Source organism: Saccharicrinis fermentans DSM 9555 = JCM 21142 (assembly GCF_000517085.1).
Classification (GTDB): Bacteria; Bacteroidota; Bacteroidia; order Bacteroidales; family Marinilabiliaceae; genus Saccharicrinis; species Saccharicrinis fermentans.
In genome coordinates, this window is the sequence record NZ_KI912107.1 from 1,872,669 (window position 1) to 1,897,183 (window position 24,515).

General features: G+C 35.7%; 10 protein-coding genes. All 10 read right to left on the bottom strand.

From position 1 onward, the window contains the following. Positions 1-253: 253 nt before the first annotated feature. The gene (locus CYTFE_RS0107470) at positions 254-1,879 is read right to left on the bottom strand and encodes a RagB/SusD family nutrient uptake outer membrane protein (protein ID WP_027471302.1); all 1,626 of its coding nucleotides are present in this window, start codon (positions 1,877-1,879) and stop codon (positions 254-256) included. 29 nt (positions 1,880-1,908) lie between these two features. Beyond that, positions 1,909-5,055: a SusC/RagA family TonB-linked outer membrane protein gene (locus CYTFE_RS25510; RefSeq protein ID WP_052343065.1), complete on the bottom strand. Its 3,147-nt coding sequence runs from the start codon at positions 5,053-5,055 to the stop codon at positions 1,909-1,911. A gap of 22 nt (positions 5,056-5,077) precedes the next feature. Continuing rightward, positions 5,078-6,580 (bottom strand): fasciclin domain-containing protein, encoded by a 1,503-nt coding sequence (locus CYTFE_RS0107480; RefSeq protein WP_027471303.1) that lies wholly within the window; start codon positions 6,578-6,580, stop codon positions 5,078-5,080. Positions 6,581-6,764: 184 nt separating this feature from the next. After that, positions 6,765-8,399: a fasciclin domain-containing protein gene (locus CYTFE_RS0107485; protein ID WP_161636213.1), complete on the bottom strand. Its 1,635-nt coding sequence runs from the start codon at positions 8,397-8,399 to the stop codon at positions 6,765-6,767. A gap of 111 nt (positions 8,400-8,510) precedes the next feature. Next, complete coding sequence (locus CYTFE_RS0107490; protein ID WP_027471305.1) at positions 8,511-9,962, bottom strand: RagB/SusD family nutrient uptake outer membrane protein; 1,452 nt, start codon at positions 9,960-9,962, stop codon at positions 8,511-8,513. Positions 9,963-9,974: 12 nt separating this feature from the next. Next, positions 9,975-13,214: a SusC/RagA family TonB-linked outer membrane protein gene (locus CYTFE_RS0107495; RefSeq protein ID WP_027471306.1), complete on the bottom strand. Its 3,240-nt coding sequence runs from the start codon at positions 13,212-13,214 to the stop codon at positions 9,975-9,977. 143 nt (positions 13,215-13,357) lie between these two features. Then, positions 13,358-15,670 carry a fasciclin domain-containing protein gene (locus CYTFE_RS0107500; RefSeq protein ID WP_044262656.1) on the bottom strand — a complete coding sequence of 771 codons (2,313 nt, stop codon included), beginning with the start codon at positions 15,668-15,670 and terminating at the stop codon, positions 13,358-13,360. A 1,104-nt stretch (positions 15,671-16,774) separates the two neighbouring features. Beyond that, positions 16,775-20,854 (bottom strand): hybrid sensor histidine kinase/response regulator transcription factor, encoded by a 4,080-nt coding sequence (locus CYTFE_RS0107505; RefSeq protein ID WP_027471308.1) that lies wholly within the window; start codon positions 20,852-20,854, stop codon positions 16,775-16,777. A gap of 442 nt (positions 20,855-21,296) precedes the next feature. Beyond that, entirely contained in the window at positions 21,297-22,499 is a 1,203-nt protein-coding gene (locus tag CYTFE_RS0107510) for a glycoside hydrolase family 88 protein (protein ID WP_200871209.1), read from the bottom strand. Between the two features lie 410 nt (positions 22,500-22,909). Next, positions 22,910-24,502, bottom strand: a complete 1,593-nt coding sequence (locus tag CYTFE_RS0107520) for a sialate O-acetylesterase (RefSeq protein ID WP_044212116.1) — start codon at positions 24,500-24,502, stop codon at positions 22,910-22,912. Between the last annotated feature and the right edge of the window lie 13 nt (positions 24,503-24,515).

Genomic DNA, 24,515 nt, shown 5'->3' on the forward strand with positions numbered 1-24,515 from the left:
CAACAACTTCATTATTTAACCTGACAATAATGGGATATCGGTAAGCTTTACTAGATTAAACCCGAACAATTCTAACAAAACGCATTACGAATTAAAGTTACTGCCCATCAAGTTGCCAACTTAATCTATAAATCACAGCCTAAAAAATCCATCATTACACAGAACTAAAAAACCTGACACAATACTTATGCATCAGGTTTTAAGATTTAAATATATATTTAAAATATATTCAAATTACAGTTAATTATCATATCTATTCTTCGGCATCCGGAGTAACAAGAACAAAGTTATCAGGAATACTAAAAGGAAGGAACCAATTTTCAGGATCACTTAATTTTTGTTCCAGCATTGCAGCTGTTCCAGCATCACCAGAGGCTGTAAATTTTGAAGCTACCGCTTTAGCAATAATACTAGCATCACTAAAATTGCGCGAAGCTCTCACCAAGTCGCCATACCTATTTCCCTCAAAGGCTGTTTCAAGCGCAGCCTCTTCAAGAATAATAGACCGCACTTGGTTGATAGAATCCGCAAGAGTTAATGAACCATTACCTTCAATAGCACGAGGAGCCATTCCCACACGTCCTCTAATACCAAGATTACCACCAGTTTGCAAACCACCAGAACTAGTTGTTACATATTTACTTTGATCAAAATTCAGAAAATCCTGTGCATTACCTATAAATCTAGTAGCCCCAACAGTCACTGAGTCATCAAAAACACCATTATTAATCACAGCCAAGGCATGAGCAGGATATCCAGCAGCATTAATAGCCTCCGCATATTTTAAATAAACATGAGCGGCCCTTGTATACATGAAATAATCATACTGATATTTTTTGATCCATGTCTCATCTCCTTCCTCATCATAAGAACCTAATACTCTATTATCACCTTGTTCAAAGGCTAAATCTTCATAATATTTATATTGCACACTCCAATTAGACACACTTGCTATTGACGCCTTTACCTCGGTGACCAAGGTCTCATAAGCCGTGTTATATTGTCTATAATCATCATCATATTTGGTCAATGAAATATACTCATAAGAACCAGGGGTTTCCTCTTCAAAAATATTGATCCAATTATTGGTAGAAACTGAATAGTTACCATTTTTGCCACTATATTCAATACCGTAAGTCTGCGTTAAATTATACAATCCTCCACCAGCATTCACATAGTAATCCAGGAACTGTTTGTAATAGGTTGCGGCCATGATATAATCACCACTCCACAAATACAAATCTCCCAGAAGAAGGTCATTTTTGGGAATCTCTGCACTCACTCCGATATCAGAAACAGTTTCGATATTCGAATAAGGAAGCAAATTATTTATTAAACTATCAAGTCCTTGGTTGAAAGTCAACACAGGATATTCATCATTTAAATCCTCAGTACTCTCAACAGGTTCTAACATATAAGGTAACTTGCCATAGTTAGTTAATATTTGAAACTGGGCCCAAGTACGAACACGCAATATTGAAACATAATACGGCAACAACTCATTTTCATAAGCTACCGTATCCATACCTTGCAGGGCAAAATTACAGTTATTCACTATAGAGAATAAATTTGTTGGATTCACATAACTATTATTTTCAGAAATATCATGTAGATTAATTTTTCTCAATTCATCTTTTGCACCTGTGGCCACATCCATCAAATCGGCACGAAGTTCACCTAAAACAACATATTGTTCCACGGCATCCTGCATTTGTGACAACACACCAAATAAAGCAGAACGGGCTTCAATTTTATCATCACCCAAGTAATCCTCGGTCAATAATACCTCTTCTGGATCCACATCCAACATATCATCACATGAAATCAAAGCACACGATGCAATAAGGAAGCCGTATAATATTAAAATATATTTTTTCATTATCATAAAAATTTGAAGTTATTTATACATTACAATCCAATTTTCACTCCTAAAAATATAGAAGTAAACTGAGGGGTTAAACCAGCATCAATACCTTGTTGGTAACTAACACCAGACATACTCACTTCCGGATCATAACCTAAATAATCGGTAATGGTAAACAGATTATTAGCTGTTACACTAAACGAAATATCTTTGGCAAAACTCTTAAAAATATCTGGACTATATGAAACACTCAATGTTTTTAAGCGAATATATGAGCCATCCTCAATCCATCGATCAGAAAAGCGAGCATTACCTGTTGGATCACCATACTCCGCACGTGGAATGGTAGTTTGTTGTCCTTCAACCTGCCAACGGTTGGCCACTGCTAAGCTTTGATTGGCAAAGCTACTCATGGATTCTGTTTCTCTTCGTAAAGCATTATAGATGTCATTACCTTGGCTAAAAGTAAACACAGCCGATAATGATATATTTTTATAGGTAAATGTATTATAAAACATACCAGTAAAATCAGGGTTAGGATCTCCTATAACCTGCATATCCGCCTCGTCAATTACCTTATTACCATCTACATCCATAAACTTCACATCTCCTGCCATAAATGGTTGATTAAAACCTTCATAATCTACCCACGACAAAGCATTCTGGTCGGCTTCATTTTGAGTGGAATAAATACCCGCTGTTTTATATCCATAAAATAAACCAACAGGACTTCCCTCCTTATTGATAACTGTTGCTCCAACTCCATCAATATCAATCACATTTGAGTTACCTGGTAATGAAACAATCTCATTTTTATATTTGGAAATATTTCCACCTACATCCCATTTAAAATCTTTATTATTGATCAGTCTGGCATTCAAAGAAAGGTCAAAACCTTTATTGTTCATTTCTCCTTCATTGCTTAAATAATCATCATAACCATAAACAGGATTAACAGATGTGTAATTAAGCAGTTTATCGGTTACATTTTTATAGAAATCCACGTTAACATGAAGTCTTTCGTTAAACAGACCAAGATCCAATCCAACATTCGCTTTCGTTGTTTTTTCCCACTGCAATGAAGTATTTGCCAAGTTACCACTTATTAAGCCTGTACCTTCAGAATAACGTGTCGACACAAAATAAGAGTAGGCATTATAGTTTCCAATTGCATCATTTCCGGTAAGACCATAGCTGGCGCGTAATTTAAGTTGATTTAGAAAACCCAGATTTTTCATAAAGTTTTCTGATGAGATCAACCAGGCAGCACCCAAACTAGGAAAATAACCAAAGCGATTACCATTATCTCCTTTACCGAAACGAGAAGAACCTTCATAAGACATGCTGGCATTCAAAAAATATTTTCCCTGATATCCATAATTCACATTAGAATATAAGGATGCATATTTCCAATTCCCAATACTTCCTAAAGAAATATAAGTGGCTTTATCTCCACTTTGAAGAGAGGTAAACTCATCGTCACTGGAGTTACCACTTTGAGAATAAGAATTTTCATAGTTATTCACATTATATCTGGCCCCCAAATTAAAACCAAATTTATGCTTCAGGGCATTTACCTTATAACTTAAACGCGAATCGTTATAGATAGAAAAATAACGTTCAACACGCGTTCCCGAGGATCGGTATAATATATCTCCATAGGTATTTTCTCCAGTTGTAACACCGTTGTTCGGAAAGAAAACGTCATCACGATTATATACATAATTAGATCCAATGATAGAGCTTAGCTTCAATCTATTTGTAAAATCATAACCCAACTTAAAATTACCATACAATTTATAGTTGGTATTTTCATTTTCCACTTCCTCGGTTAATACGCTCGGATTGGTGTAGCCTGAAATGGGATCCACATCCTCATAGATGTCTGTAACAAAACCATCATTTCCTATAACGGTAGGAGCTAATATTGGAGCTTTTATAAGTGCTGTATATATGGGAGAAGTACGTCCCAGTATACCATCATCCGACAACTTGTTTTTTTGATAGCTCACAGCCATATTTGTTTGAATAGAGAATTTCTCAGTAACAGTAGACTCTGAGTTAAAGCGAGTTGAAAAGCGCTGCGATGAAGTATTGGATACAATACCACTATTGTCCATAAAACCAATAGAAAGTCCATACTTAGCTATTTCATCACCTCCAGTTACTCGAAAGAAATAATCTTGTGTATAGCTATCCTCAAAAACTTCTTTTTGCCAGTCAGTATTATTATGATACCTCTGATAATCCTCGAAAGCAGTATTTTCATTTAAATAAGGTAATTGCGATAATTCACTATCGCTATACATTCCAGAACCATTGATTTGATTGACCAGGTAATTTTTATAATCACTGGCTTCCATCATAGGAATATTTGAAGGTGACATATTCAAACCTCCTTGCAGCGAAAAATCAATCTTTGTAGTAACCTCTTTTGCTCGGGTGGTTTCAATAATGATAACCCCATTGGCAGCCTTTGAACCGTAGAGTGAAGTTGCATCTTTAATAACTGTAATATTTGCAATGTCCTTGGGGTTTAAATCTACCAGAGGATCGTATGTATATCCCTGGATCAAAGAACTTGAAAAAATATTATTTTCAAGAATCATTCCATCTATAATTATAAGCGGCTGTCCAGAAGCTAAAAGGGAGTTATATCCTCTAATAAACATATTAGACCCCACACCTGGCGTACCAGAACGATCTAATATTCTCATACCAGACACATCTCCTTTCATATAGTTAGCCATCGTTCTTGCACTATTCTCCACATCACCAGATACCGTACTGATGGCATTGGTTACAGAGGTGTTCGATTGTTTACCGACAGGCATCACAACCTCTCCATAATTCGTTTTAAAACCTTCCTCGTACAAATAAATTTCTAATTCCATTCTTCCTTTCAAAGCTACTTCGAGATAGCCATAAAAAGGAGCTTCAACCATTAGCGTAGCTGTATAATTAGGAACATCGATACTAAAATCACCTTCTTCTCCGGTAAAAGTCGATGAAAAGGCAGATACAGAAACATTTGCACCAACCACCGGTTCTCCGGAAGCTGCATCTATAACCTTACCTGTTACCTTAAGAACATTTACCTCTTGTGCATCCAACCCCAAAAGAGAGATGCAAAACATAAATATCACTAAAGTGTATATATGTCTGAGCTTTATCACAAAAATATTGTTCATATCTATTATCTATTATTTTTATCTATTCTGCCGGAACCAACTCTATATAATCAATACCGACCATTCTATCGTATAGTACAACTGCAGCATCTTCCACATCCATCATCACTTTCACTTTTACATGGTAATTATTGGATGCCTCATCATCTATGTACACAGGTATATCATAAGTATCACCAATTTTCACTCGTTCATCCAAATAGTTATTAATGGGATCTTCCGGCACTATTTCATATTCAGAAGTTCCATCTGGTCCTGTAATACTTACTTTAAATTTTAACAAGGTTTCTTTGGTTGCACCCACTGGTGAATACTTAATATATAGATCGTATTTAGCTGCCAGAACATTACTAAATGACACTTCAAAGAAATTATTGTCATCATTTAAAGATTCTCCAATAAATATAATTTTATTGGTAAAAAGTCCTGAAGCAGAAACATCATATACCTTATTGATAGTCAAATCAGAAAGAGAACCAACCTCTCTACGATCTGTATTTTCCACTTCATATCTCACTGGTTTATAAATCAAATCTTTAGGATCAAAAGAATAACTTTCGGGCATAAACAAATTTCCATTGCTTAAAACCACCTCATTCGCTAGTAGAGACTGATCAACAAATAAGCTATTTCCATAGGTATTGGTGAGATAACCACTGGTATGTATGTCGGTATCGATCCATGGAAAATTAAGGTTATTATATATTGTTTCGTTGGTACGGTTTTTAACCACCTCTACATCAGGGTGTGTAAAATAAGGACTGATAAGACCATATGCATCATTGTACACATCATCACTTAAGGCGATCAGACTATAACGTTCTTCTTCAGAGTCCAAATCACCAATAAGATTAAAGTAACTATTTGATTCTACAAAAACCGAATCGTAAACTGTTTGCCCCAAACTATTCTGTCCTACAACTACACTATTTAAAGTATCAAACAAAGTAACATTATACTGGGCTAAATACTCATTCATTACAGTAAAATCATCTGAATTAGTAAAATAGCTCCATATATTCTCTCGCACTAGAGCCACATCACTAATTTTATGAATAATTCCATTGCTACATAAATTATCATTAGAAACCACATCAACACCAGAAAAACTACCTGTTTCTTCGTCGTTTAAATATTCGATATATTTATTATTAAGCACCTTAACCAAGCCATTTTCAATTTGACTCGTTGAAGCAAAAGAAAAGGTACTAATATGGTTTCCTATCAAATCCATCAATCTTTCCGGATCATTTAGTATTTCTGAAGGTACGCTACTGAAGGCCTCGTTGACCGGTGCCCAAACCGTATAAGCCTGATCATCCATTATAAGCTTATCAAACCCAGTTTGAATAATCAAATCATAAAAAGTACTTAACTCTGGATCCGCTCCAATGAAGGCTAGCAAATCGGTATCCAACCTATTATCACTTTGCTCATAATGGTCGTCCCATTGCTCATTCTCACAAGCTCCCAAGGCAAGAATCACCATCAGAGAAAGCAAACTATGTAATATTATTTTATTCATATGTTTAAATTTAATTTTCAATTGTCATAAGGAACTCGTCAAGATTACTCATTTACCTGTGTAAAGCAATTCCCTTGACTTGTTTCATCTGTTACTTGACCATTCGTGGTAAATAGAGAAAACAAGCAGGCCATTACAATGCGGTAATATTTACCTGCTTGTTATATAACATTAAAGTTTTAGTTTAATCAACTGGTATAAATTCAAAATAGTCGAGCGGTATCCCTCCACTTTTAACAGCCACCAACTTAATGGTATGGCGTTTTTGCTCCGGACACAGTAGCTCCCTGGTTACCACGCGCCTTAAAGTGTTAGCTTGATCACTCTGTTTGTCACCATTTTTATTGGTAATAGATTCCAATCCCATACGCCAACCATTTGCTTCCATAGCAATAGAGTCGGGATAACCAATATTAGCACCTTTAGTCGTTAAATCATAAATAGAACCAATGGGCTCATCATCCCAGTAAACCTGAAACTTACCCCTTGCATTGTTACCTCCATTAGCACAAATCAAGAATTCGTATTTACCTTTAGCTAATATGGGCGTTTTAAATTCGTACCAAACGCAACCACCCAAGTCGAAAATATTCCAATTCAAATTTTTGTAGCTTGAACCAGCCAAAAAACGGTTTGTATTTGATGATGGATACCAATCCACATCCTGATATGCATCAGCCGTAACCTTATTTTTATTTCTAACAGTTTTAGATATCACTTCAGGCTGTTCCGATACAGGATCAAACAAAATATGTTTAGCCTTAGGAATAAAAATATCCATTAAGGTATCCACGGTGTGATAAACACCATTTTTAGCCGGATAATTACTATAATCGCTCACCAATGATACCCAAGTTTCTATTTCCTGGCCTGTTTCCGATTCATTAATTTTCAGTACATCATCCAGCTTATCCACTTTAATGGCATTCTTTTCTAAAACAGTACTCAGATACCCTTCTTCAGGCATATCAATAGTATATAAAAAAGAAGCTGTGGCATGGTAAGCTACAAAACGGTTTAAACCATTATTGACATCCTCATAATCTGAATCCTCAGCATATTTAGCAGCTAAATCGTCAAAGGAGTTAATACCAGACAAGGCAAAAACAGAGTCTGTTTCAGCAAAAATGGTATAATTAATTTTATTTCCACTTTCTCCAATAATAACTGAAAAATCATCATACAATCCAGTTTTCTTTAAAGCCTCGACAAATATTGTGTGCTTCCCGGCTTTTTCAATGACTACGGGTACTGGATCAGAATAAGGGGTCAATACATTGTCTATGCTATGAATATATCCATTATCCGATCTGATATCATATTGTAATAATTTTGCTTCTCTATTTATGGTTACATTTCCAATACCGCCACCAAGCAAGTACGAGGAGGTTAAAAAATCGCCTGTATAAGTGGTATCCGGCATTCTGCCCTCCACTAATCCACTGGCACCTACGCTCTTAGCCATGGTATGAAACTTTACCAGTTCTTTAACCTCTTCAATGTGCTCCTCATTGGTGATCTCGCCTACTGAATTAACACCCCATCGCTCCTTAATATAAGGATCCAACACTTCGTTTACAGGTACAAAACAGGTATAAGATCCGTATGACTGCAAGGAGGTATAAAACCCTGTTAGGTGAAGCATTTCGACAAAAGTTGAAAATTTCTCCGGACTTGCATCCAAGGTCTGTGCAATAGTTAACTCTTCACTGATCAAGAAAGTTTTATCGTCCAGACCGTCGTCACATCCAACACCAACAACTAACATAAGAAGTATTGAACTCACTAGTAAACCTGATAATTTTATTAGCCTTTTCATGTGTTTAAATTTAATTTTAAGGCCACATAAAACTCGCCACAAAGTCATTTCTCTGTTTGAGAAACACTTTACCATGGCTCGTTTCATATGTCTAATTTATTCATTTGTCAATTAGTTAATGTAGTATGGATTCTGTTCCAAATTAGAATTCAAATTAATTTCATTCTGATAAATTGGCAAAAAGTAAGAAGCCGTATCCGAATAATAACTTTCTATAATATCAGCATTATCAGCCCCAGCTTTTATTTCAACCAATTCAGTAATCAAATATTGATCTTGGAAGCTATTTCGTCTTGCATAACGAAGTAAGTCGTACCAGCGCTTACCTTCAAAAGCAAATTCTTTTTGACGTTCCTTTAACAGGTCGTAATATAAATTATCTGCTTCAAGCGGAATACCCGTAGCACGCATATGAACCTGATTGATTAAATCATAGGCCTTTGCCTCATCTTTATTATTTTCAGATAACAAATAAGCCTCAGCTTGCATCAATAAGACGTCGGCATACCTATAAAAGATCCATGTATTATAAAATTCGGTATAACTACGGAAGGTTCCTGCCTTAGCATCAACTCCTGCATATTTAAATACGGTGCCTGTTGAACGATCATAGCTTCCTCTATTGGCACGCACATCCTCCACCTCTTCCGGAAACAGATCTTGTATTTCATCATAAGGTTTCACTTTCGGATCGAAATAATAAAAATAGCTTCTCAGAGTTGAAAAAAGATCATCAAATTGCAATTCAAAAATTCCTTCAGACGAGTTTCCTTCAAAAAATATTTGATTAAACCATTCACTCTTTTCAACCAAGCTATACTTTTGCAAGTCAATTACTTTTTGGCAAGCCTCAATACAATCGTCATATTTTTCCTGCCACAAATAAATATCGGCCAATATGGAATAAGCAGCCCCCTTGGTTAGTCTTCCTTTATCATATTTCACGCCTTCTTCATATGAAACAGGCAAATAATCAATAACAGCAAGAATATCTGATGTAATATGGTTTAACACCTCACCTTCACTACTTTTGGCTGGATAAAAATCAGCTTGATCACTTAATGTGGCTTCCGCAATCAGTGGTATTTCTTTATAGTTTTTAACCAGGAAAAAATACACCAAAGAACGCAAGGTTTGCGCCTCTGCCTTATATCTATTCAAAGCCAGTTCAGTAAAGGTAGGATCGTTTTCTTTTGCCTGATCGGCAAAAGCCAACACCATATTACAATAGTTAATAGTTTTATAAAAGTTAGTCCAGCTCACATACCCATTGGTTGGCACTAGATAATTTTTCATCATATTTTGCGCATTGTTACTGGCATCAATCGAAACCATCATCTCTGCTCTGGCTTCGCCCCAAAGTAATAAACGTTCCGTAAAACCAGACTCATTCATAGATGCATAAATACCGGCCACGGCCGAATTCACCTGCTCTTTATTTTGCCAAAACTCATCCTGAACCAGATCATCCTTAGGAGTCAACTCCAAATAATCATCACAGCTCGCAGTAAGCATCATGATAATGCCCAGTGAAACTCCGATTTTTAAAATATATTTTCGCATAATTTATTCGATTTAAAATGATAAGTTTAATCCTAAGGTAACTTGTCTTGACCTTGGTGTTTGATTGCTATCAAAACCTAAATTTTTCCAATTGCTACTTGCTCCTGTTTCTGGATCAGGACCAGTATATTTGGTGAATGTCAATAAATTTTGTCCTGTGATATATACATTGGCTCTGGTGAAGCCAATCGTTTTTAACAAGCTCTTAGGTAGATTATACTTCAGTGTAACAGATTTCAAGCGTAAAAAAGAAGCATCTTCCAAATATCTATCAGACCCCAAGTTATTCTTTGGGCTATTATAATAAGCACGAGGAATATCCGTTTCGTCTCCTTCAAACCTCCATCTTCGCAAAGTTGCCGTACTTTGATTGTCGTAACCACTCATACTTTCGGTATTCATACGAGCCAAATTAACCACATCTTGCTTATACCTAAAGTTAAAGAATATATTTAACGAAATATCCTTATAGGTAACTCTTGGACCAAACCCTCCATGTAGTTTTGTGTTAGCATTTCCAATATAAACCACATCCAGTTCATTAATATTGCCATCATGATTAATATCTGCATATCTGGCATCACCCGCTTCAAAAAGATTGGTGTTATTAAACATCATCATTTTGGCTTCACCATTCATATCGTAGATAATATCTCCATTGGCATCTCTGGCATACAAATCATCAGAAGTACTATACACACCTAAATACTTATATCCATAGAATGAACCAATGGGATTATCTTCCTGTATCCTACGCACATAACCATCTGAACCTGTAGAGAGGGCATTTCCTTCTTCCACATCCATGGCATCCGTTATCTCAACAATTTCATTGATATTTTGAGATATATTAAAATTAAAATCAAGTTTAAAGTTTTTTCTTTTCACCAGCGTACTCATCACATTAAATTCCCATCCTTTATTTTCAATGGTACCAATATTAAGATAAGCCAAAGATGAGTAACCAGAAGTAGTTGGAATACTTGTATTTTTACTTAACATATCTTCAGTCCGTTTCAAATACAGATCAAAGTCAGCATCTAACCTACCTCTGAACATACGCGCATTAAAACCAACGTTTTCTTGTGTAACAGTTTCCCATTTCAGTCCGTCTAATTCAATACTTGATGAGTATGCAGGGCGCACATCAATATAATTGTAGTCATAAGTAGAATACACATTGTATTGACCATAATTAAACCCCGGAGAATTACCATTTTTACCATAACTTGCTCTCACACTAAGTTCATCAATCCAATGAGCTGTTTTAAGAAAGCTTTCTTCATTTATTAACCATTTCGCACTAACACTTGGAAACAAGCCATAACGATTATCATCCCCAAAACGAGAACTACCCTCATAGTTTAAACCACCACCTATAATATATCTATTTTTAAACATATAGTTGAAAGCTGCACTATAGGTTAGTTGGCGATATTGTGTATATCCTGACTCAATACTATTGCCTGATCCTTCGATACGCGTATCGATAATAGGCGACTGCAACAAGGTACTAGGACTGTTACTGGTTGAAACCTTATAGGTTTGCGTAGTCTTATCGTACGTAATAAATTTGGCATTCAGAAACAAAGAGTGATCATCATTTAACTTAGGCATCCATGTTACTCTATTTTCTGTTCTAACCACAAAAAACTCACTATCCGTTTGTGAAGCTTTATTAGCGTAGGAACCTGACCAATAAGTACCTAATGCTTCTTCTGGTACAAAATGAAGGGTTTCATTGTTATTGGCATCAAAGGAAATAATACCATCGTACCTTATACTAGGTGTCACATCATACCGCACCCTAAAAGTTGGAGAGATACGATTACTCTCCACGTTATAGGTGGCTAGGTTCGCCATAGCAACTGGATTATAATAGGTAATTCCACTGCCTTGAAAAGCATCCTCCGGGGTAAAATAAGCACCTGTTGAATTACCAAATTCATCCAACTCATAGATTGATTGATTAGGCATTTTTATCAATGCTACATTCCTGATGCTAGTAGCCGATTTATCCGTCAACTGAAAAGCCTTGTCTAAGGAACCATGACTAAAAGAAAGCTCAGAAGTAATTCGTAACTTGTCAGAAACTAAATAATCTAAAATAGCTCTTGTGGTGAACAACTCATTGGCCGTACCCATCGTTGTTCCTTTCTGACTTTTATAACTGGATGAAATTCGATACATGGCCTTTTCTCCACCACCTGAAACTGAGAAGTTATGATCTTGAGTATGACCTATTTGTGTAATTTCATCTAACCAATTTATGTTATGGTTATAATAATCATACAATTCGTAAGATGGATCATACTCCACTTGAGGATACGTTCCTTTGTTTTTTCCTAACTGTAAAGTTTCCTCTTTTATTAATGTTGAATATTGATGTCCATTAAGCAATGGGATACCATCTGGTTGTTGACTCAAAGAACCTCGGAATCCATAAGAAAAAACAGCCTTTCCTGGTGTACCTCGTTTGGTAGTAATCATTAAAACACCATTGGCACCTTTAGAACCATATTGTGCGGTTGCCGCCGCATCTTTTAAAACTGATATTTCAGCAATATCGTCAGCTGACACACCTATTAAGGCCGCATACTCTTGTTCATCGGCCACGCTAAAATCAAAAGTATCATCAAATTGTGTTTCGAAAGGAATACCATTGATTACAATAAGTGGCTCAGAAGAAGTGTTCAACGAAGAAGTACCTCTAATACGTATGGACATACCTGCACCAGGGTCACCAGATTGAGCAACAATTTCAACACCACTTAACCGTCCCTGTATTTGGTCACTTAAAGACGTAGAAGACACTTCTGTAACATCCTTCATATCGATCGTTTGAACAGCCGTAGCTACCCGCTTGGGATCCATGGCAAACTCACCATCATTGACCATTTTACGGGCACTTACAACAAACTCATCAATTTGCACAGCTGTTTCATCAAGCTCCACATTGACCACTTTTTTGTTACCAGGTACCACCACTTTAGTATCTAAACCTATAAAAGAAAATGACAAAGTATTTTCAGTACTTCTAATGGTTATGGAGTAGTTACCATTAAAATCGGTAATGGTACCATTAATAAAACGATTCGAACTATTTTTCTCCGCAACAGTTACTCCCACCAAGGGTTCTCCATTATCAGATGAAGTAACCTTTCCTGTAATAGTAACACCGGACTGCGCATTCGCATCAGTCAACATTACTAAATTTCCGAGTAATACTATTGTCGCAATAAGTAATTTCAAATAATTACTTTTTTTCCGTCGACAGTTATATGTAGCACTGGGCTGACTTATATTTGTCTTTAATATATTTCTATAATTATTCATCGACTCCAAAACTTTGGATTAATATTTATTGGATTTATTCGTTTCATAGTATTGCAGCACTATTTTAAGTAACTGTCTATTTCATGTACCACTACACGTTTCGTGAAAAGATTGGTAATTCCAGAAGTCTGCGCCACCATTTCTTTTGTATCCGAGTTCTTAATAGTTATTTGTTCATTTCCATAGTCATTTTCAATTTCAAATGTGGAATAAACAGGAACAAAATCAATTATCTCTGCGTAATAAAGTGTTTTATACTCACCCGAAGTAATACCATCAGTGGGTATAGGATGTTGGACAAAATGTAACTTAACAAAATTAAGTAATTGCTCTGATGCAATTGCTCTATCAAGTTCACTAAGGCTATTTAGGTAAGCGGGATCCGGATTTGGAATAACACCATCTTCAACTGCTTTCAGAACTGCATCGTCATTGGGAGCAAACAATGTATATGTTTTTCTAAGATCTAAGAAGTTGATCAAGCTGGCTCCAGAATAAGTAGTGAGGCTCAATTTAGCACCGGCTCCATCAATAGCCATTAAAAATTGAGAAAAGTTAGATGTATTTGCCAAAGCATCATACGTAAAATCCGATGGCGGATTTACAAATTTATCGGTAGCATAAAATTTACCATTGGATAACTCAGTGATCTGATCAAATCCAACATACTCATCATTAAGGATATCTCCTCCGCCTTGCACACGGGTACCATCAAAATATACAAACTCACCTTTTTTAGTTTGGTAATAATTAGGTTGATCCAAACTAGCTTCGATCATCTGATTTAGCACAATATCATTGATAGTCTCTTGAACATAACTCATTTCTGTACTACTAGGTGTTGCACTAGTTGGGTCCGGATATACCCTGTTATTAGAATCATCAGGATCACCAGTCACCGACATATATATTACAGACATATCCTCTGTATACCCCTCAATCGTAATCTTTCTACTAGTACTATTGGGGTCAGGAATATTCACCCACTGGTCATTTCTAATTCCCAAGATAGAAAAATCGATACCCGTACCTTTTAAGGTATTATCCAAGCCCATATCTTTAATAGCACTTAGCATTACAGAATAGTCCTCATCAAGTACCAATGGTCCATATACGGTTGCAAAGCTAGTTGTTGGATAAATTTTATTCACCCCAACAAATAGGCCGTTACTACAAAATTTTGTGTCCACCACATCAGCCTCGGTCATATGTACAGGCTCTAAACCCACATTATAGGTTTCAGAAAACTGACTAGGACATACTTCCCAAAACTGGGTGAAAAAGTTAACATTCAAGAATATGGCCAATACATCCAAAGGCATATCATCATAAGAATCGTAGTTTTTAGCCAGCTCGTTATCTTGTTGTAAATAATCTATTAAAGCCTCATTTGTTGGCACCAACAAACCAGTTGCATCAGCCTCTGTACGATCCACATTATTAATTAACTTAGGCATTATTTCGTCACTTGGATCAAAAGCCAGGTAATTATTGGAAATTCCAGTTTGGTAACGAATTTGAAACAGAGAGTCCTCGGCTCCAGTATATGGATTTTCTTCCATACCCATATATTGGAAATACCCAAAACGATCCAGCATATTTTTAAACATACTGTACTTACCTCCATACTCTTCGGAACTTAAATTTTGATATAAATTTGGCTTGGGCTCCAGTACTTTATCCAAAGCATATATTAAACCATTCTCAGCAACGATCTCAGCTTCTGTAACCTCCGAATCGAAAACTCGCATTTCTCCCTCTTCCAATTCTCTCTCTCCAGGAAACATATAAGTATAATCACTTCGTTCTATCGCATTTTTTTCAGAATCAATGTAAAGATCTAAGAAGTAGTTTGTAGTCTTACGTCTCGTTCTACTTTTATCCACCAAATATTCTTTGTTCTGTACTTCCTGTAAATAAGGATAATCACTCCCCTTTACTATCTCCAAGGAATCCGTATATAAGGTATAACGTCTAAAACTATTCCCTGCATACCAACCATTACTATAAAAAGTTAAGGTTGTCATATTATAGGAATCTATGATTAAGGAATATTTAACAATATCTTCAACCTTGTACTGAGGCATATCTGCTACGGAACTATATCCTTTGGCCTGAAAGTAAGCATCAAAAGCATCGTCCGTGGGCGCAAACGAAGTCCATGAACCTCCTGTTTTAAGGGCTTCAGCATACTCTGTTCTATCTAAACATTGCAGGTAATGACTAAAATTACCCATACTCTCTAATTGCTGATATACAGGCCCAGCAAGCGTAGTAGGCCGATCGAATTCCTCATCATCCGGTCTACAACCTCCAGATGAAATAAGCAATCCAAACATGCATATCAGAAACAAATTTTGAATTTTTCTCATGATATTTATTATAAATAGATTTAAGTGCTACAGGCAAATCAAAATTGCACTGTTTGATTTATTGTCTTTAAGTTTTTTTAATGATTTACATAAATATTTAGGCTATTTACGAAATCTTAACATTTCAAATTTATATAGGCTTACCAATTGTGAGTATTGAATATGTTTCAAATACTATTAGAAATGTTGTATGGAAATGAACAAGTTAAAGACAAACCCTATATTAGACTAACATTCAACCAAATACAATTTCATCCATAAGGGAATTAATATTTAAATTTCATTGTTATTTTTTAACATTTAATCTATATGATAAAAACTTACTAGTATAACCCATACGCAGAAACTTATCCTTTGCATTAGAACATATATAAAATCAATACGTGCACATGATAAAATTGCAGCAGGCAAACCAAAATAGAAATTTGGCAAGCAATACAGCATTTTGAATATAGGACAGCAGAAGTTCAAATGCATTAAAACTTTGTCATGAGAATTAAAACTGCTGTCAATCTGTGTTTTTTAAAGATCAAATAGAACAATGATCACATCAAAAAAGCAAAATCCTAAACACAACTAGGACTACTCAACTATAATAACCAGCCATCGTAAAGCTCTCTCGCCAACGCCGGCCACAGCAATTGTTCTGGCCAACCCTGCGGTTGTTTTATTAGTGGTTGGGTATTCAAATGCGGATTTTTATCGAAAGTTATTGAATATGGACGGATTGTCCCAATTTTTGTTATACTTGAAATTGCTAATCAAATTGAAAATATTGTTTAGATGAGAGATCTTTAATATGGATTTTTTTAGTCGAGAAATATTGAATATAGTTATGGATAAGTTATAACTACTTGTATTTTACTTGAAGTCATTTCAAGGTTAAAAATGAACTCTCTAAACCTTTTAACGCGTCAACATGGCAACTCTACAGCTTAAACAACTTAGCAACTACAACAACTCGCCAGCTTAATATTCCTTCTGGTAAAAATAGAACCAATAGCTCCGATGATAGTACTTCTTTCACAATTTATTTTATCTGTTCCTATTTAACAGCTAAATACATACTTTTTTTTTAACAAACCCAACTTTTGTGCGTGATCCCTACTTAGACGTATCCCCTTCTGCAAACTGTTTAGGTGTTTTACCATAGAATTTTTTAAACGAAGAAATAAAATGAGAAGAATCTACAAAACCAACCATAAAGGCAACCTCATTCACATTGTACTCTTTTCTAGCCAATAATTCAGCAGCTTTTTTCAACCTGATCACCTTAATAAACTGACTAGGTGTAGTATTGGTCAGGGCTTTAAATTTACGAAAAAGCTGGCTTCTACTCATTCCCAGTTCTGAGCTCAAACTCTCCACAGACAATTCTGTATCACTCATACTATTCTCAATAATTTCTCTAGACTTAGCCAGAAATTTTTTATCAAGAGGCAACATACCATCGTCTCCTTTGGCAGTAACTTTTATTTCAGAATTGTACTTAGCGGAAATATTTTTCTTCAGCTGCAACAAGTTCGCAATTTGAATCGTCAACAAATCAATGCTAAAAGGTTTCTCTATGTATGCATCTGCATGATGCACAAAACCTTCCAGCTTTTGTTCTGCTGTAGTTCGGGCAGTTAGCAAAATCACGGGGATATGAGAAGTAATAATGTTCGTTTTTATATGCTTACACAATTCAAGACCGTCCATCTCTGGCATCATTATGTCAGAAAGAATCAGGTCTGGCATATTTTCATTGGCCAGTTTAAGTGCCTCTTTACCATTTGCACTAGTTAAAACTTTATAATTGCTTAAATTATGCGCCAGATATTCTCTCAAATCATCATAATCTTCAACGATTAAGATTACATCCGAATGCATTTCTTTATCACCCTCCTTATGCCCATCATTATGAGTAGTAATATCTTCTATTACAGTATTAGGTAAGGGTTGATCCACATGTTCCTGCAATTCGGATTCCTGATATGCTTCCTTTACTATTGGAATGGTAACTTCAAAACAGCTACCCTCTCCTAATTTACTACTAACATGCTTTTTACCCTTGTGCAAATCGATTAAACTCTTGGTAAATGAAAGTCCTACGCCAGCGCCAGAAAATTGATGGTCGGCATGATCGGTGGTATAAAATCGTTCAAAAATTTTCTCTATATCTGATTCAGGAATTCCGATTCCCTTGTCTGAAACTTTGAATATAGCTTCTCCGTTTTCAACATTAACCTCCATAAGTATTTCGCCATTCACAGGTGAAAATTTTACCGCATTCGACAAAAGGTTAAACAATATCTTATCCATGATACCTTCATCAAACCATCCCTTATACCCTTCGGGAACATTGGTCTGAAAATTAAGCTTCAAGCTCCGGTTATTAGCGATATCATTAAAATTAGCCAGTACATCTTTTACATATTTAACAATATCAGTCTCCACCACTTTTAATTGAATCCTATTTTCTTCAATTCTTCTAAAGTCCATCAATTGATTAACAATCCTCATCAATCTCTGGGCATTCCTGTTCATGATATGAATTAAAGAAGTTAACTGTTTATCATTGGTATTATAATTTACAAGCCTTTCAAGAGGAGAAGCTATCAAAGTAAGTGGCGTACGTAATTCATGTGAGATATTGGTAAAAAAGCGAATTCTTTTTCTACTCAAATCCTCTAGCCTTTTATTTTCTTTTATTTCTTCCGCCAATCTATTTTTTTGCGTAGTACTATTTTTAACAAACCTCCTATAGGCAGCCAAAAACATCACCAACAAAACAAAATACAGAACAAAAGCAGGAATACTCCTTGAAAAAGGAGGCTTGACTTTTACTTTAATATTTTTCACATCTTCGCTCCACACACCATCTCCATTGGAAGCTTTTACTTTAAAACTATACTTACCTGCCGGAACCTTGGTATAATTAGCTATTTTAGTTACGCCTGCTCTTTGCCAGTCCTTATCATAACCTTCGAGCATGTACAAATACTGCGACTTTTCAGGTGATGTATAATTTACCGCCACAAACTCAAAACTAAAAGAAGATTGTGCATTCTTTAAGGTAATCTGATCCGTTAAGTCAATGTGTTTTTTCAAAGGTGATTTATCACCTCCAATTTGTACCTTCTCATTTAATATTCTAAAATCGGTCAAATGTATCTCCGGAGGATTCGTATTATCTTTAATGGAATCAGGATAAAACATATTAAATCCATTTAATCCAGAGAAAAGAATGTAACCATCACGTGTTTTTAAAGAAACAAACTCTTCAAAAACATTGGATTGAAGACCATCATACTTGTTGTATACCCTGACTGACTCCTTGTTATAATTATATTTTATAATTCCAATTTTTGTACTGGCCCATACATTATTATAATCATCCACCTGCACCGCACAAATATAATTATTCGGCAATCCATCATTTTGTGTAAATAACAGCTCTTCTTCACCCTTGCCAGAAAATCTTAGCAGTCCCTTATTGGTTCCCATCCAAACATATCCTTCATTGTCACGAGCCATGCCATTTATACGAACGTTCTTATCTTTTTGAAGCTGCGGATGTTTAAAGCGATAATTTTCTATTGTCTTTTTTGACTTCTCATATATATATAAACCTTTCGTCCAAGTACCAATCAATATGGCATCTCCATTATCCATAAAGCACCTTGCATAATTGACACCTGGGAGATGAGAAAATGTATTTGTATTTTTATCATAAATATCAACAGTCGAATTGGAACCAATCCAAATACGAGCATCTTCATCTTTATATAAGGCATACACATATTTATTAGAAATGGAATTTTTTCCATCATTGGGCATAGCGAACTTGCTGAAAGTTTCTTTTGCTTTATTGAATAAATAGATTCCTCCTCCATAGGTTCCCACTAATAATTTCCCTTTTTCAAGCTCACTGATACAAATTACAATATCATTATCCAACCAACTGGGATTAAAGCGGTCTGCTTTGTAGTTAATAAAAGTACCGTCCTCGGGATTAAATTTACTAATTCCTCCACCCTCTTTAGTTCCTACCCAAAGTTCTCCATCAGAATCCTCAAAAAATGCACGCACATTATTACTTAAAAGACCAGAGTCAGTATAATTAAACTGATACAGATTAAATTTCTTTTTATGCTTATCTAAAAAATTTACGCCATTATTGTATGATCCAATCCAAATATTTCCAGATTTATCTGGATAAATAACAGTGGGTGTCTTACTTTTAATCCCATAAGGCTTGTACATATCAGGTTGTAACAAACTTTTAGCCCCACTACTCAAATCAATCACCTGAATACCCAAATCTTTAATAGCCACAAACAATTCTTGGTCATTGTAAATAGCCAAAGACGAAATCCAGTTATAATCATCATTGGAATATGCAGACTTGAAAGCCAATGAAATACTATCATCCTCAAGCACATAGATGGAATGATCATGATAGGTTCCAATCCATAATTTATCATCCTTACCTTGAAACAAACAGGTAATATGAAGAGAATCAATTTGTGGATTTCTAAAGTTGATTTTATGGAAGGATTCAGTACTGTGATTATAGGAAAACAAAGCATGATCAGTTCCAAACCACAGCTTCTTATTGCTGTCTTCATAAATACAAGTAAGTCCCTGCATAACAGAACCCTCCTGTTTGGATAGATTTACAAACCAGTCCTCATCTTCTATGTATTTAAACAAGCCTTCGGAATATTCCTTACCAAAGCCTTCCACCCAAACGTTTCCCCTATGATCCACACAAACGGTACCTCTATAAAACGGAGAAAAGTGAAACTTACTGGTATCTGAAATGGGGTAATTACGAAACTTATAAGTTGTTTTATCCAGTCGGGATACGCCTAAAGAATTAACCACCCAAATACAATTTCGTAGGGTATCCTCTGCAATTGAAGAGATGAAATTATCATTTAAAGAATTGTTATCTCCAGCTATATGCGTAAAGTTTTGAAATCCATAACCATCGAAACGACATAGACCTTCTGAAGTTCCAAACCACATGAACTCATCTTCATCCTGAATGATAGCATTGACCGTATTGGAAAGAAGCCCATCATCATATTTGAAATGTTTAAATTGAAAGGATTGATTTGTATTGGCCCACGCACTACCTATAGCGTTAATGAATAACAGCCAACAACAATAAAACTTTAATTGCCTACGGATCATATACCCAGTATTATACTCTTTTTAAGTCAAATTACGCCCGACTGATATATCTGTTTTATGGAGTTTCTTCCAGAATCCAAATATGACAAGATTAATAAATCAGTTTACCTTCTCAAAATATAAACATGAAATTATACCATTGTGGTCAGACTAAGTACAAAATTAATTGTTTAGCTGTTACAAAAAAATGTTTATAGTCTAAAATAAGTGCTCTATTGATTTTAGACTATAAACATATCTCATTAAAAGATGATTTACTCCGGATGATGCATTATAACTTCGTTATCAGAATTAAAAGTACTAAAATGAACCATCGCACCACCATGATGAATTGAAACAAATTAGCTTAGCACTTGATGGGCAGCAATTATAATTCGTAGTAGGTTTTCAAATCCTTTCATCACATTCAAGCAGTATCTAAACACGCTAAAACAAACCTGAATTACATGGCTTCCCTTATCTTCTTTAATCTCAACAATGCTTCCAAATAATAATAATCGGCGTAAATAATTGAAACATCAATTTCAGAATTATTGGGCTTGTGACCTGTAGAATGCAAAAGCATGGCTTGATTGATATCTCTGCTTAGATAATTCTCATTAGAAAGATTAGTGAGCATTTCAACGGCAGCGTTAAAATATTTTTGCTGCAAGGCTTTAGATTTCACCAACTGCGACAATTCCAACATACCAGAAGCAGCCACAGCAGCTGCAGAAGCATCTTTAGGCGCATTAGGGATTTCCGGGTCATCAAAATCCCAGTAAGGAATACCATCTTCCGGTAAACGTTCTAATAAAACGTCTGCAAGTTTTTGAGATGTTGTAAGAAAGTCTTCATTACCCGTTTCTCTATAACACATCGCATAACCATAAATACCCCAGCCTTGACCTCTGGCCCACTGAGAATCATCTGCATAACCTTGATGTGTTACTCCTTTGATAAAGTGCCCATCGGTTGTATCAAAAACAGCTACATGATAGGTAGTATAATCAGGACGAATAAGCGTAGTCATACATGTCTTTGCATGCGTATCAGCGATATCATATAAATGTTGACCCCCACCATTTTTTGAAGCCCAAAAAAGCAACTCCAGATTAATCATATTATCAATGATGGTATTATGCGGCCAGTTCATTTTTTCAACCATAACCGGCCATGACAATATGGTACCCACTTTAGGGTTATATAAAGTAGCTAAGGAATCCGCAGCCACAAGCAAAAAGTCATGATAATCTTTATTTTTAGTAAGACGGTAACCATTTCCAAAACTACAATATAACATAAAACCTAAATCGTGATTATCGACAGGGACATCCAACACCCCTTTTAGAGGTTCGGTAAATTTTTCTGCATAATTAAGAATCTCCTGATCACCACTTGTTTCATATGCATACCATAGTAAACCGGGCCAAAATCCACTGGTCCAATCATGAATACCTACCTTATTCCACTTTGTTTGATTTGGATAAATATTCCGGGGTAAACTATCCGCTTCATTTAAACTGAGCATTGTGGTCTTTACTTTATCAACACAATAATTTATCAATTCTTGCTCATTTATAGGCTTCCTATTTATGCTACAGGCACTTAATGTAATGACTGCTATCAAAAAGGCAGTATATACCAAACATTTTAACATTTTCATATGAGTCTAATTTAATTTTCAAAGGCCATATAAAACTCACCAAGCTTAATCATCTATCTTTGTAAGGACAAAGTTCTTATGGCACGTTTCATGTTTTTCAGTGTTATTTTTTTATTCAAGTTAAGCGGCTTGATGCTTTCTGAATCAAATGGTTTTCATCAAAGCCTAATTATTAATGCTAGCGAAGATATTTGGTATTAAGACACATCAATAGGACACCAATCTCAAAAAATAGGGAATAGGTTGTATTTAAAAAACAAAAGAAATTTATACCTAAAAAACAACCATTTACACCCTACTAGGCAACATAAAAGGGTTATAGAAATATCTATAACCCTTTTATATCATATCATCTTTTTTTACTTAGAAGACAATAGACCAGCCAATAATGTGGGGATTAAGGTAAAAAATCATTTCTCGCTGGAAAAAATAGCAGCAGGCAATCCTTCCCTATTATACAAATTTGCTCCTTGAGGGTTAGAGGACCAGGCATAACGAACCTTTACCGGATCAGTGATATCAGCATTAAACATCTCTATTTTATTTTTAGAAATAATTCGAGCCTTGGCTTTTTTCCACACTCCGTTTTCTCCGGCTATTTCAAACCACTGTAAAGGCTCATCGATCTCCATTGGTTCATCCAATAGATTTTTTTTAGCTACCATTAAACCAGATTCTGCATGCTCAAACTCCACAACCACCTTATTATCTATCACTTTCATCCGTTTATAGAGCGGCCCACTCACTGCCGCCACTTTCTGGTGGTAATCCTTCTTTAGTGCCCATAATGCCAAGCGTTTACCCGCATCCATCTTATTATGAGGATGAACATCACTGGCTTCCCCTATATCGTGCAACACCGCCATACCCGTATTAGGCAATTTCATGGTTCTTCTCAAATGATCATTTACCATTGCCCAACCCATATCAGAGCGATGATCCGGCACTTTATAGGAAGCCAATTGTACCCAATAAAAAGGAAAATCACCTTGTCCCCATTCTTTTCTCCAGCTATTGATTAGAGCCGTAAAATATTTCTCATACTGTTCTTCCATATAATGAGAATTCGATTCCCCCTGATACCATAAGGCTCCTTTTATTGTATAAGGTACAATAGCAGAGACCATTCCATTGTATAAGCTTGCTGGAGTTTGCTTACTCTTTTCTGGATGCTCTTGCGGCCATGGTTTTCTGACAGTTCCCTTATTTGCTCTATATTCTTTTAGTTTTCGTTGGTATGCAGTATCCATATAATGCTCACTATCCATTTCTTCAATAAGCTTATTCAAACACACCGTTTCTTCTTCAAAGTAAGCATTCATTTCCTCATCTTCCCCATAAGCCTCCTTTGATATCCATGGTTGAATTCGAGAACCACCCCAGGCACATTCTACAATACCCACAGGAACATTCAGCCGTTTTCTAATTTCCTTGGCATAAAAATAACCTATTGCCGAAATAGCAGCTGTTTGTTTCATATTAACATACCTCCAATTCCCCGAGAAATTATACTTCCTCTCATGCATAGATGCAGTTTGAGGAACCTCAATATGCCTCAACCAAGGGTCATGAGCCCTAGCCACTTCTTCTCTGATATATTCAACCAAAGGCTGATACTGTTTTTCTCTGGCATCTGCTAAAAACTTACCCAAGGAAAAATCCATATTAGACTGACCAGAACAAAGCCAAACCTCTCCCGCAAGCACATCATCAATAACAATGGTATTATGCCCTGAAATAGTAATCTTAAAGGGACCTCCTGCCTTTGGTGTTTTAATTTTCAACCGCCAGGTACTATCGCTGGCGGTCACTACTTCTGCTTTGGCACCCCAACTAGCAGTGAGCGATATTTTTTCTTGCGGATCGGCCCAGCCCCACACATTAATTTTTGTTTTTTGCTGGACTACCATGCCATTAGAAAAAAGAGCATTTAGTCTTACATTGGCATTAACCAAGCAAGAAACACATACAAAAATACAAATGAATATTTTACTTAATTTCATATTCAGCTACTAT